The 12,167-nt window shown below is 69.1% G+C and carries 12 protein-coding genes; 4 read left to right on the top strand and 8 right to left on the bottom strand.

Features of this window, described 5'->3' with window-relative positions; translation table 11 throughout:
- The first annotated feature begins 12 nt into the window (after positions 1 to 12).
- Complete coding sequence (ptsP, locus tag AC0QTQ_RS03245) at positions 13 to 2,253, top strand: phosphoenolpyruvate--protein phosphotransferase (protein WP_480258236.1); 2,241 nt, start codon at positions 13 to 15, stop codon at positions 2,251 to 2,253.
- A gap of 119 nt (positions 2,254 to 2,372) precedes the next feature.
- Here ptsP and AC0QTQ_RS03240 read toward each other — a convergent pair whose 3' ends face one another.
- A complete protein-coding gene (locus AC0QTQ_RS03240) occupies positions 2,373 to 3,134 on the bottom strand; it encodes an EcsC family protein (protein WP_480258235.1) in 762 nt (253 codons plus the stop codon).
- A gap of 48 nt (positions 3,135 to 3,182) precedes the next feature.
- The gene (locus AC0QTQ_RS03235) at positions 3,183 to 3,668 is read right to left on the bottom strand and encodes a GNAT family N-acetyltransferase (protein ID WP_480258234.1); all 486 of its coding nucleotides are present in this window, start codon (positions 3,666 to 3,668) and stop codon (positions 3,183 to 3,185) included.
- Between the two features lie 76 nt (positions 3,669 to 3,744).
- Here AC0QTQ_RS03235 and AC0QTQ_RS03230 point away from each other — a divergent pair, with 76 nt between their 5' ends.
- From AC0QTQ_RS03230 to AC0QTQ_RS03220, 3 genes are all read left to right on the top strand, one after another.
- Complete coding sequence (locus AC0QTQ_RS03230) at positions 3,745 to 4,344, top strand: flavin reductase family protein (RefSeq protein ID WP_480258233.1); 600 nt, start codon at positions 3,745 to 3,747, stop codon at positions 4,342 to 4,344.
- A 167-nt stretch (positions 4,345 to 4,511) separates the two neighbouring features.
- The gene (locus AC0QTQ_RS03225; RefSeq protein ID WP_480258231.1) at positions 4,512 to 5,390 is read left to right on the top strand and encodes an S-methyl-5'-thioadenosine phosphorylase; all 879 of its coding nucleotides are present in this window, start codon (positions 4,512 to 4,514) and stop codon (positions 5,388 to 5,390) included.
- Positions 5,387 to 5,917, top strand: a complete 531-nt coding sequence (locus AC0QTQ_RS03220) for an adenine phosphoribosyltransferase (RefSeq protein WP_121531774.1) — start codon at positions 5,387 to 5,389, stop codon at positions 5,915 to 5,917. Before AC0QTQ_RS03225 ends, AC0QTQ_RS03220 begins: the two co-directional genes overlap by 4 nt.
- A 4-nt stretch (positions 5,918 to 5,921) precedes the next feature.
- Here AC0QTQ_RS03220 and AC0QTQ_RS03215 read toward each other — a convergent pair whose 3' ends face one another.
- The 6 genes from AC0QTQ_RS03215 to AC0QTQ_RS03190 form a co-directional block, all read right to left on the bottom strand.
- Positions 5,922 to 7,319 (bottom strand): FAD-binding oxidoreductase, encoded by a 1,398-nt coding sequence (locus AC0QTQ_RS03215; protein ID WP_480258229.1) that lies wholly within the window; start codon positions 7,317 to 7,319, stop codon positions 5,922 to 5,924.
- 38 nt (positions 7,320 to 7,357) lie between these two features.
- Positions 7,358 to 7,942 carry a GNAT family N-acetyltransferase gene (locus tag AC0QTQ_RS03210; RefSeq protein WP_121531771.1) on the bottom strand — a complete coding sequence of 195 codons (585 nt, stop codon included), beginning with the start codon at positions 7,940 to 7,942 and terminating at the stop codon, positions 7,358 to 7,360.
- Positions 7,942 to 9,201 (bottom strand): M16 family metallopeptidase, encoded by a 1,260-nt coding sequence (locus AC0QTQ_RS03205; protein WP_480258227.1) that lies wholly within the window; start codon positions 9,199 to 9,201, stop codon positions 7,942 to 7,944. The genes AC0QTQ_RS03210 and AC0QTQ_RS03205 overlap by 1 nt, the downstream gene beginning before the upstream one ends.
- On the bottom strand, positions 9,198 to 10,595 hold the full coding sequence (gene thrC, locus AC0QTQ_RS03200) for a threonine synthase (RefSeq protein ID WP_480258226.1): 1,398 nt from the start codon (positions 10,593 to 10,595) through the stop codon (positions 9,198 to 9,200). Before thrC ends, AC0QTQ_RS03205 begins: the two co-directional genes overlap by 4 nt.
- Positions 10,596 to 10,605: 10 nt before the next feature.
- On the bottom strand, positions 10,606 to 11,283 hold the full coding sequence (locus AC0QTQ_RS03195; protein ID WP_480258225.1) for an SURF1 family protein: 678 nt from the start codon (positions 11,281 to 11,283) through the stop codon (positions 10,606 to 10,608).
- A gap of 66 nt (positions 11,284 to 11,349) precedes the next feature.
- On the bottom strand, positions 11,350 to 12,156 hold the full coding sequence (locus tag AC0QTQ_RS03190; protein WP_480258224.1) for a cytochrome c oxidase subunit 3: 807 nt from the start codon (positions 12,154 to 12,156) through the stop codon (positions 11,350 to 11,352).
- Positions 12,157 to 12,167: the final 11 nt, after the last annotated feature.

Raw genomic sequence — 12,167 nt, 5'->3', positions numbered from 1 at the left:
CGCGCGAGGTCGATGCCGGATCGCAGCGAGAGCGACAGCCGCAACCTGTTGCGGCGTCTGCGGGATACGCTTGCCACCCCGGGCGGGGGGCAGGACAGGCTCGACCGCATCACCAGCCTGATCGCGGATTCGATGGGCACGCATGTGTGCTCGATCTATCTCTTCCGCGACCCGGAAACGCTCGAGCTGTGCGCGACCGAGGGGCTCAACCCGGATTCGGTGCATCACACCCGGATGCGGCTTGGCGAGGGTCTCGTCGGCCGCGTCGCCCGCACCGGGGTGCCGGTGAACACCGGTGACGCGCCCTCCGAACCCGGTTTCCGCTACATGCCCGAGACCGGCGAAGAGATCTATTCGAGCTTCCTCGGCGTACCGATCCAGCGCGTGGGCGAACGGCTCGGCGTGCTGGTCGTGCAGTCGCGCGAGGCGCGCGAGTTTTCCGACGACGAGGTCTATGGCCTCGAGGTCGTGGCGATGGTGCTGGCCGAGATGACCGAGCTGGGCGCCTTCACCGGCGAGCACAACGGCATCGGCGCCACGCATCGTTTCCCCGTCATGTTCCGCGGCACCACCGGGCAGGAGGGCGCGGCCGAGGGCCGGGTCTGGCTACACGAGCCGCGCGTCGTGGTGACGAACCCGGTGGGCGACGATCCCGAAGCCGAGCAGGCGCGCCTGATCGAGGCGGTGACCTCGCTGCAGGCGCAGATCGACGAGATGCTCACCGCCTCGGTGGCGATGGACAAGGACCAGCGCCAGATCCTCGAGGCCTACAAGATGCTGGCGCATTCCCGGGGCTGGGTGCGGCGGATGGGCGAGGACATCGCGCTTGGCCTGTCGGCCGAGGCGGCGGTCGAGAAGGAGCAGTCGAGCGCCCGCGCCCGGCTCGAGCAATCGCCCGACCCCTATCTGCGCGAGCGGCTGCATGACCTCGACGACCTGTCGAACCGGCTGCTGCGCCTGCTGACCGGCCAGGGCCGCGACACCGGGGCGGAACTCCCCGAGAATCCGGTCCTGATCGCGCGCAACATCGGCCCGGCCGAGCTTCTGGACTATGGCCGGCAGCTGAAAGGCGTGGTGCTGGAAGAGGGTTCGGTCGGCTCCCATGCCGCGATCGTCGCGCGGGCGCTGGCGATTCCGCTGGTGATCCACGCCAAGCGCATCACCACCGAGGCGCTGAACGGCGACCAGATCCTTGTCGACGGCGATCAGGGCATCGTGCACCTGCGCCCCGAGGAAAGCGTCGCCGCCGCCTTCCGCGACAAGATCGCGATGGCCGCCGAGGCGCAGAAGCGCTACGCCGACCTGCGCGATCTGCCCGCCATCGACCTCTCGGGCAAGACCGTTTCGCTGATGATGAACGCCGGTCTGATGGCCGACCTGCCCTCGCTGATGAGCTCGGGCGCCGATGGCGTCGGGCTGTTCCGCACCGAGCTGCAGTTCCTGATCCGCTCGCGCGTGCCGCGGCGCGGGGAACTCGCCGCGCTCTACAAGCGGGTGATGGACGCGGCCGATGGCAAGCACGTGCAGTTCCGCACACTCGACATCGGCTCGGACAAGGTCCTGCCCTACATGAAGCCACAAGACGAGCCGAACCCGGCCATGGGCTGGCGCGCGATCCGCGTCGGGCTCGACAAGCCGGGCGTGCTGCGGATGCAGCTGCAGGCGCTGTTGCGCGCCGCCGAGGGGCGGCCGCTCTCGGTGATGTTCCCCTTCATCGCCACCCCCGACGAGTTCCACGAGGCGAAGGCCGCGCTCTTGCACGAACGCGACCGCGAGGCTGCGCGCGGCCGCCCGGTGCCCGCCAAGCTGAAGATCGGCGCGATGCTGGAAACGCCCTCGCTCGCCTTCGCCCCCGACAGCTTCTTCGAGGCCTGCGATTTCATCTCGATCGGCGGCAACGACCTGAAGCAGTTCTTCTTCGCCGCCGACCGCGAGAACGAGCGCGTGCGGCGCCGCTATGACACGCTCGACAGCGCCTTCCTGACCTTCATCGAGCGGATCATCGCGCGCTGCGACGTCTCGCATACCGCGCTCAGCTTCTGCGGCGAGGATGCCGGCCGCCCGGTCGAGGCGCTGACCTTCGCCGCGCTCGGCATCCGCACGCTCAGCATGCGCCCGGCCTCGATCGGCCCGGTCAAGCACCTGATCCGCCGTGCCGATCTCGACGCGCTGCGCCGCGTGATCCTCGAGGCGCGCAAGGCCGGGGCGCAAAGCGTGCGCCCCGCGGTGATGGCCTATCTCGCCACGCTCTGAGACCCCGCGCCGCCTGGGCGGTGGGGGAAGACGAGGATTTGGGCCAAGAAGAGCCCCCTCGCGGTCTTCGGAGCCCCGGGCTTTTCCTGGTAGAAATGCTCCCGCCGGAGGCGCCTTTTTCAACGCCTGGCAGTGATCCGTGCCACCAGTTCCTCGCGCAGCAGCCCCTCGTCCTCGCCGCTGTCGCGGGCAAGGCGCTTGAGGCCGAAATGCACCCGGGCGATTTCCTGGTAATAGCTGGTGAAGGCATAGTTGACGGCGGCGCCCGCCACCGCGCCCAGCACCGGCGCCGTCTGCGCGGCAAGCTTCTCGCCCAGCACCACCGACAGCCGCGGCGCGACGCGGGCGATCAGCCCCGAGAGCCCGGTGCCGGTGATCGTCACCTTGGCGGTGAAGAAGCCCATGTCGGTGCCATCGTCACGCGCGAGCGGCCCGGCCGAGGCGAAGACACGCAGGCATTCAAGCCGCACCTCGTCCGAGGCCGGGTCGAATCCGTGCTCGGCCGCGATGCCCTGGATCGCGCGCAGCAGCATGGTCACGGTGAAGGGCAGCTCCGCCAGCGCCCCGGGCAGCCCGCCGAAACCGCCCGCCGCGCCCATGGCGGTGGCAAGCGCCGTGTTCACCCAGTCGGGCCGGTCCGCCACCACGCCGCGCGAGCGGCTCGCCGCCGTCATCGCGGTGTCGAGCGCGCGCTCGGTCGCGCCCTCGAGCCCCGTGCGCACGCCCGCCGGCAGCCGGTTCACCAGCCCCTCGGCCGAGCCGCCGAGAAAGCCCAGCACCTGCATCACCGGGCCCGAGGCACCACGGTGGCGCCGGGCAAGGGCATCGAGCTCGGTCACGAGCTTCGGATCGGTGACGGGCAACAGGATCTCAGGCGGCATCGCATCCTCCGTTTCGCCCGATATGGGGGCGCGGCGGGCCGGCGCCAATCAGGCGGTGAATTTTTCCACCGGGCCGCGCACGCCCTCCCAGGCGCCGGGCTGCAATTCAAGCGCCAGGACGCGCTCGGGGTTGGTCGGCGGCGGCATGATCACGCCGTCGATCTTCCAGAAGCCGAAGCGCTGGTAATAGGGCAGATCGCCGACCAGCAGCACCCGCTCCCAGCCGAGCCGGCGCGCCTCGGCCAGGCTTTCGTGCATCAGGATGCCCCCGAGCCCCTCGCCCTGCCGGGTCGGGTGCACGGCGACCGGGCCCAGCAGCAGCACGCGCTGCCCGCCGACCCTCACCGGCCAGTAGCGGATGACGGCGGCCAGCACCCCGTCCTCGCGCAGCGTCAGGCACAGCGGATGGACCTTCTCGACGCCGTCGCGCAGCCGATAGGAGGACAGCGCCGTGCGCCCCGGCGCGAAGCACAGGTCATAAAGCGCCTCGACTTCCCACCAGTCGGCCTCGGTCTCTTCCTCGAGCTGATACATGGCGCCCCCGAATCCCTCGTCAGACGCGCCTAACACGCGATAATGTCAGGTTCAAATCAAAGGGACCCCCGCTGCCATGTTCTACCGCCCCGCCGATGGCCACGGCCTGCCGCACAACCCGTTCAACGCGATCGTCGCGCCGCGCCCGATCGGCTGGATCGCGACGCGTGGCAGCCTCGGCGACAATCTCGCCCCCTATTCCTTCTTCAACGCCGTCGCCTATACCCCGCCGCAGGTGGTCTTCGCCTCGACCGCGGCGAAACCCGACCGCGGCGACACCAAGGACAGCCTCGCACAGATCCGCGAAAGCGGGGTGTTCTGCGTCAACCTCGTCTCCTCCGAGCTGATCGGGCCGATGAACGCCTCCTCGGCTCCGCTGCCCGCGGGAACGGACGAATTCACCGTCGCGGGCCTCGAGAAGGCCGAGTGCGAGACCATCGACTGCCCGCGCGTCGCGCAGGCCCCGGCCGCCCTCGAATGCCGGCTGGTGCAGGTGATCCCGCTGCTCGGCAAGTCGAACTTCCTGATCCATGGCGAGGTGACCGGCATCCACATCCGTCCCGATTGTCTGACCGACGGCCGTTATCTGCCGCCCGACCGGCTCAGCCGGCTCGGCTACAAGGATTACGCCGCGGTGCGCGACACCTTCGAGCTCGACCGCCCGCCGGGGGGCTGAGGCACGACCGCTTCCCGCTTCCAATTGCCCCAAATATCCCGGGGGTGAGGCCCAGGGGGCCGAGGGGGCAGCGCCCCCTCCCTTGCCCGCCGGTCCCGCTGCAATCCGCCCTTTTCTTGCCCGCGCCACGCGCCTAATCTTCGCCGCGCAGCAGCAAGGAGAGGGTGATGGAACGGAAGATCGGGGTGATCGGCGGCTCGGGCGTCTACGAGATCGCCGGGCTCGAGAATGCGGCCTGGGTCACGGTCGACACGCCCTTCGGTGCCCCCTCGGACGCGGTGCTGACCGGCACGCTCGGCGGGGTCGAGATGGTCTTCCTGCCGCGCCACGGCCGCGGCCATGTGCACACGCCGACCTCGGTGCCCTATCGCGCCAATATCGCCGCGATGAAGAGCCTCGGCGTCACCGACCTGATCGCGGTCTCGGCTGTGGGCTCGCTGAAGGAGGCCTATGCCCCCGGCGATTTCCTGATCGTCGACCAGTATATCGACCGCACCTTCGCGCGCGAGAAAAGCTTCTTCGCGCCGGGGCTCGTCGGCCACGTCCCCTTCGCGCACCCGACCTGCGCGCGCCTTTCAGCGCTCTGCGCGGGCGCGGCGCGGGACCTCGGCCTGACCGTGCACGAGGGCGGCACCTATGTCGCGATGGAGGGGCCGCAATTCTCGACGCTCGCCGAAAGCCGGCTCTATCGCAGCTGGGGGGCCGACGTGATCGGCATGACCGGCATGCCCGAGGCCAAGCTCGCCCGCGAGGCCGAGCTCTGCTATGCCTGCATCGCAATGATCACCGATTACGACTGCTGGCACCCCGAGCATGACGCCGTCGACGTGGCGCAGGTGGTGGCCACGGCGATCGCCAATGCCGACAAGGCGCGCGCCCTCGTCGCGGCACTCCCCGCCCGTATCGCCGGCCCCGCCGTGGACTGCGCCGCGGGCTGCACCCACGCGCTCGACAGCGCGATCATGACCCATCCGGCGAAGCGCGACCCCGCGCTCGTCGCCCAGCTGATGCCCGTGATGGGCCGCGTCCTGAAAGGCCAAGAATGAAAACCGTCAAGGATTACATCCGCACCATCGCCGACTTCCCGCATGAGGGGATCCTGTTTCGCGATGTCACCACGCTCTTTGCCGATCCGAAGGGCTTCCGCATGGCGGTCGACCAGATGCTGACCCCCTGGGCCGGCGAGCAGATCGACAAGGTGGTGGGGCTCGAGGCGCGCGGCTTCATCCTCGGCGGCGCAATCGCGCATCAGCTCTCGAAGGGCTTCGTGCCGGTGCGCAAGAAGGGCAAGCTGCCCGGTGCGACGATCAGCCAGGCCTACAAGCTCGAATACGGCGAGGCGATCATGGAGATCCACGAGGACGCGATCGCGCCCGGCGAGAAGGTGCTGATCGTCGATGACCTGCTGGCCACCGGCGGCACCTGCCGCGCCGGCACGCAGCTGATCGAGCGGCTTGGCGGCGAGATCGTCGGCTGCTCCTTCATCGTCGACCTGCCGGAACTCGGTGGCCGCAAGCTCCTCGAAAGCCTCGGCCTGCCGATCAGCGTGCTGTGCGAGTTCGAGGGCGCCTGAGCCCTCAGCCGCGCAGCACCGCGCCGGGGTTCAGGATGCCCAAGGGATCAAGCGCCGTCTTGATCGCGCGCATCATCGTCAGCTTCGCCGGATCGGCGTAACGCTCGAGGTCGCCGACCTTGAGCCGGCCGATGCCATGCTCGGCCGAGACCGAACCGTTGTAGCCGCGCACCACGAGGTCATGCACCGCGGTCTTCACCGCATCCTTCTGCGCGTCGTATTCGCTGCGGTTCCGCCCCGGCGCCGGGAAGACGTTGTAATGCAGGTTGCCGTCCCCGACATGGCCGAAACAGTTGATGCGGAAATCGCCCATGGCGGCGAGCATCGCGCCCGCCTCGGCGACGAAATCGGGGATCGCGGCCACCGGCACCGAGATGTCATGGCTCGAGATCGCGCCGATGCGGCGGTTGGCAAGCGGCAGGCTCTCGCGCAGCTCCCACATCTGCGCGGCCTGCGCCCCCGATTGCGCGATCACCGCATCGAGAACCAGATCTTCCGCCGCCTCGAAGAGCTCGGCAAAGGCCGCCTCGGCGTCCATGCCGGCGGGCAGGCCGAGCTCGATCAGCACCATCCAGTCCGGGTCTTCGGCAAAGGGCATGTGAACCTCGGGCCCGACCTCGCGCAGGAAGGACAGCCCCTGCCGCGAGATCAGCTCGAAGGCCGAGACGCAGCCGGCAAAGCGGCCCTGCGCCAGACCGAGAAGCGCCACGGCAGCGGCGGGCGAGGGCAGCGCGAAGAAGGCAAGGCCCTCGACCGCCGGCGGCTCGAAGAGCCGCAGCGCCGCCGCGGTGATGACGCCGAGCGTCCCTTCGGCGCCGATCAGCAGGTCGCGCAGGTCATAGCCTGTGTTGTCCTTCCTGAGCCGGGTGAGCCCGTTCCAGACCGTGCCGTCGGCCAGGACCGCCTCGATCCCGAGGCAGAGCGCGCGGGCATTGCCATAGCGCAGCACATGCACGCCGCCCGCATTGGTCGACAGGCATCCGCCGATCTGCGCCGTGCCCTGCGCGGCGATGGTCAGCGGGAAGAGCCGCCCCACCGTCTGCGCCGCCTCCTGCACCGATTGCAGCGTCGCCCCCGCCTCGACCACAAGGCTTTGCGGGTCGATCGCGCGCAGCGCCGTCATCCGCTCGAGGCTGAGCACCAGCGGCAGCGGGCCCTCGCCCTTGACCTGCCCGCCGACAAGCCCGGTGCCGCCGCCATAGGGCACCACCGCCACCCGCGCCGCCGCGGCCGCGCGCAGCACCCGCGCCACCTCGGCCGTCGAATGCGGCCGCGCCACGCCCGCGGCGCGCCCCGGCCAGCGCCCGCGCGGCTCCTCGAGGTAACGCGGTTCGGCCTCGCCCACCTCGACGCCTTCGGCGCGCAGCCGGTCGAGAAATGCCTGATCTGCCGGGGTGAGCATCGCGGTCTCCTTCTTCTGTCGGGCCCGCCGGGGCCGCCTCAGCCGATGTCGGTGCGCCCTCGCCGGTCGGTGCGCAGGTTGGAATAGAGCACGTGGTTGCGCCAGCGGCCGTTGATCTGCAGATAGCTCTGCGCCACGCCCTCGTATTTGAACCCGGATTTTTCCAGCGCCCCGCGCGAGGCGGCATTTTCGGGCAGGCAGGCGGCCTCGACCCGGCTCAGGTCGAGGACGTGGAAGGCGTGATGCACGACGGCGCGGATCGCCTCGCGCATGTAGCCCTGCCGGGCATAGCGCTCGCCGATCCAGTAGCCGATGGTGCCGGCCTGCGCCGGGCCGCGGCGGATGTTGTCGAGGGTGATCGCGCCAAGGACGCGCCCGTCCTCGCGCCGGATCAGGAAGAAGGGCAGTGCCGTGCCCGCGCTCTCCGCCCGCGCCGCCCAGTAGACACGGTTGGTGAAGGCCTTGCGCCCGAGGTGATCGGGCGACCAGGCGGGCTCCCACGGCGTCAGGAAGGCCCGGCTTTCCTCGCGCAGCAGCGCCCAGTCCCGGTAGTCCGAATGCATCGGCAGGCGGAGCGTCATGCGTTCCGTCTCGACCTTCGGCTTCCGGCGACGGACGAGCATCAGGCGGCGAGCCTCTGGCGCAACCCCGCAAGATCCGGGGCGCTGGCCGCGGGCCCATAGAGGGCAAGCGCGGTGCGGTCCCGGGTGATCATCTCCTCGCCATAGCGGCGCACATCGGCGGTGCTGACCGCGTCGATCAGACCCGCGATCTCGTCGAGCGGCGGCACCCGGCCCCAGACGGCCAGATTGCGCGCCAGGCGCTCGGCCCGGCTCGACGGGCTTTCAAGCCCCATCAGCATCCCCGCCTTCATCTGCGCGCGCGCCCGCGCCACCTCGGCCTCGGTCATGTCCTCGGCCGCGCGCTTCAGCTCGTCGATGGTCAATGCGGCAAGGCTTGCCACCTCTTCTTCCGAAGTGCCGGCATAGAGGGTGATCATCCCGGTGTCGTCATAAGCGCCGGCCTGCGCGAAGATCGAGTAGCACAGCCCCCGCTCCTCGCGGATCTTCTGGAACAGCCGCGAGGACATGCCGCCGCCCATGGCGGTGGTGTAGACCTGCGCTGTGTAGAGGTCGCGGTCGCGATAGGTCGGCCCCTCGAAGGCGAGGGCGAAATGCACCTGCTCGAGGTCGCGCAGCTCGCGCCGTTCGCTGCCGACCCAGCGGGCCAGCTGCGGCGCCGGCTGGCGCACCGGCGACAGGCCACCGAAGATCGCCGCGGCCTGCTTCACGATCGCGTCGTGATCGACGTCGCCCGCGGCGGCCAGGATCATCTGGTCGGGGCCGTAATGCTCGCCCACGAAACGCGACAGATCCTCGCGGCCGAAATGCGACACCTTCTCGGCCGGGCCGAGGATGGTGCGGCCGATCGCCTGATCCGGATAGGCGGCTTCCTGCAGCCAGTCGAAGATGATGTCGTCGGGCGTGTCGAGGGTCTGGCCGATCTCCTGCAAGATCACGTTGCGCTCGACCTCGATCTCGCGCTGGTCGAAGACCGGGTTCAGCACGATGTCCGAGATGACATCGAGCGCAAGCGGCACATCCGCCCCGAGCACCCGGGCGTAGAAGGCCGTCATCTCGCGCGAGGTATAGGCGTTGATATAGCCGCCCACATCCTCGATCGCCTCGGCGATCTGCAGCGCGGTGCGGGTCTTCGTGCCCTTGAAGGCCATGTGCTCGAGGAAATGGGCGATGCCGTTCTGCTCGGGCCGCTCGTGGCGGCCGCCGGCCAGCACCCAGATCCCGACCGAGACCGAGGCAAGCCCCGGCATCGGCTCGGTGATGATCCGAAGCCCGTTCGGCAGCGTCGTGGTCTCGATCATGCGCGCCGCTCCTTGCGGATCAGCGCCTCGAGCGCGGCCAGATCGTTCGCCACGCGGGTCACCCGCTCGGGCCGCTCGAAGAGGTCGGCCATGCGCGGCGGCAGCGCCGGACGGATGCCGGTCGCTTCCTCGACCGCATCGGGGAATTTCGCCGGATGCGCGGTGGCGAGGGTCACCATCGGCGTGCCCGGATCGCGGTCGATCGCCCCGGCCGCGACGCCCACGCCCACGGCGCTGTGCGGACAGACGAGCTCGCCCGTCTCCTTCAGCGTCTCGCCGATCACCTCGAGCGTGCGCGCCTCGCCGACCGAACCGCTGTCATAGGTGTCGCGCAGATGCGCCATGGCATTGGCCGAGACGGTGAAGCTGCCCCTGGTCTTCAGCTCGTCCATCAGCGCAGAGATGGCGGCGCCGTCCTTGCCATAGGCCCAGAACAGCGCGCGCTCGAAGTTCGAGCTGACCTCGATGTCCATCGAGGGGCTGATCGAGGGGGTGACGCCGTGCTTGGTGTAATCGCCCGCCTTCAGGCAGCGGTCGAGAATGTCGTTCTGGTTCGTCGCAATCACCAGCCGCTCGACTGGCAGGCCCATCTCCTTCGCCAGGAAGCCCGCGAAGATGTCGCCGAAATTGCCGGTCGGCACGGTGAAGCTGACCTTGCGGTGCGGCGCGCCAAGCGCCACGGCCGAGGTGAAGAAATAGACGATCTGCGCCAGCACCCGGGCGAAGTTGATCGAGTTCACGCCGGCAAGGCCCACTTCGTCACGGAAGGCGAAGTCGTTGAACATGTCCTTCAGCTTGCCCTGGCAATCGTCGAAATCGCCATCGACGGCCAGCGCATGGACGTTGCCCTCAATCGGCGTCGTCATCTGCCGGCGCTGCACCTCGCTCACCCGGCCATGCGGGAAGAGGATGAAGACATCGACATTGTCGAGACCGCGGAAGGCCTCGATCGCGGCCGAGCCGGTGTCGCCCGAGGTGGCGCCGACGATGGTGATGCGGCGGCCCTGCTTCGCCAGTTCGATCTGGAACAGCTGGCCGATCACCTGCATCGCGAAATCCTTGAACGCGAGGGTGGGGCCGTGGAACAGCTCGAGCAGGAAGTGGTTCGGCGCCAGCTGCTTGAGCGGCGCGCGCGCAGCATGGCCGAAGCCCGCATAGGCGCGCGCGATGGCGCCCTTCAGCTCGGCCTCGGTGAAGGTGTCGCCGGTGAAGGGGCGCATCACCCGGAAGGCGACCTCCTCGTAGCTCAGCCCGGCAAGCGCCGCGATCTCGTCCGCGGTCATCACCGGCACGGTTTCCGGCACATAGAGCCCGCCGTCCCGTGCAAGGCCCGTCAGCATCGCCTCGCCGAAGCTCAGAACCGGGGCCTGCCCCCGGGTGGAGATATAGCGCATCTTTCGCCCTTCAATTCCGTCCCCGCCTGATACGCCACAACAGGAACGCTGTCATCCCTGCCCAGACGATCGCCAGCAAAAACCAGGTGATCGCATATTCGAGGTGATCGTTCGGGATGCCTTCGGTGCCAAGCGGGCGCGGCACCACGCCCTGCGCATCGCCCTGAACCGCGCGCGCGACGACCAGAACCGGCTCGGTGCCAAGCGCCGCGGCCATCGCCGGCACGTCGCGGGCGAACCAGATCCCGGTCCTGGCGTCCGGCGCGGGGGTATAGGCGTCGGTCTCCTCGGGCCAGTGCAGGGTGCCGGTGACGATCATCGCCGTGGCCGGACGCGGGTCGGGCCCGTGCTCCTCGGGGATAAAGCCGCGGTCCAGCAGAACGCGCCGGCCGTCGCCGGTCTCGAAGGCCGAGATCACCTCGAAGCCCGGCCCGGTGCCCTTCTCGCCGCTGAGCACCCGGATCTCGGTCCCGGTCGTCGCCCCCATCAGCAGCACCGGGGTGTATTTCAGCCCCCGCGTGTCGGTGCCTTCGGGCGGCAGCTCTTGCGGGTCGGCGCCGATCCGCGCCTCGATCGCGGCGAGCATCGCCTGTTTCCAGTGCAGCCGCTCGACCTGCCAGACGCCCAGCGAGATCAGGATCGCGCAGCCGATCAGGCCGAGCAGCAGCGGGAAGACGTAACGACGCATGACACCTCTCGAACGCAAGACGCGGGGGAACGCCCCCCGCGTCAGCTGTCGCGCCGGCCGGTGGGCTCAGGCGCTGCCCCAGATATAGATCGAGGCGAAGAGGAAGAGCCACACCACATCGACGAAATGCCAGTACCAGGCGGCGGCCTCGAACCCCACATGCTGTTCGGGCGTCATCTGCCCGCGGGTCAGCCGGATCAGGCAGACCAGCAGGAAGATGGTGCCGATGATGACATGGGCGCCATGGAACCCCGTCGCCATGAAGAAGGTGTCCCAGTAGAGCGAGCCGGTGCCGATCGCCTGCTGTGCGTGCAGGTATTCAAAGCCCTGCAGCGCGGTGAAGCTGAGGCCGAGGATCACCGTCAGCACCAGCCCATTGATCGCGTCGCGGCGGTTGTTCTCGTGCACCAGCGCGTGGTGCGCCCAGGTCAGGGTGACGCCCGACAGCAGCAGGATCACGGTGTTGATCAGCGGCAGGTGCCAGGGGTCGAAAAGCTCGGTCCCCGCGGGCGGCCAGATGCCGTCCTTCAGCGGATAGTCGGGGCCGAGCGGATACATCGCGTTCTTGAAGAAGTTCCAGAACCAGACGACGAAGAACATCACCTCGGACATGATGAACAGGATGAAGCCATAGCGCAGCCCGATCCGCACGACCGGCGTGTGCTCGCCCGCCTCGCCCTCGCGCACCACGTCGGACCACCAGCCGATCATGCAGTAGAGCACCAGCAAAAGCCCCGCGACGAAGGCATAAGGGGTGACGTGCTGCATCCAGAGCACCGCGCCGAACAGCATGACGAAGGCGCCGAGCGCGCTCAGCAGCGGCCAGATCGACGGCGGCAGGATCTGATAATCGTGGTTGCGGCTGTGGGCCATGTCGGGGCTCC

This window comes from Paenirhodobacter sp. YD-8 (assembly GCF_056590935.1).
This window is presented reverse-complemented; position numbering and strand designations above follow the sequence as displayed.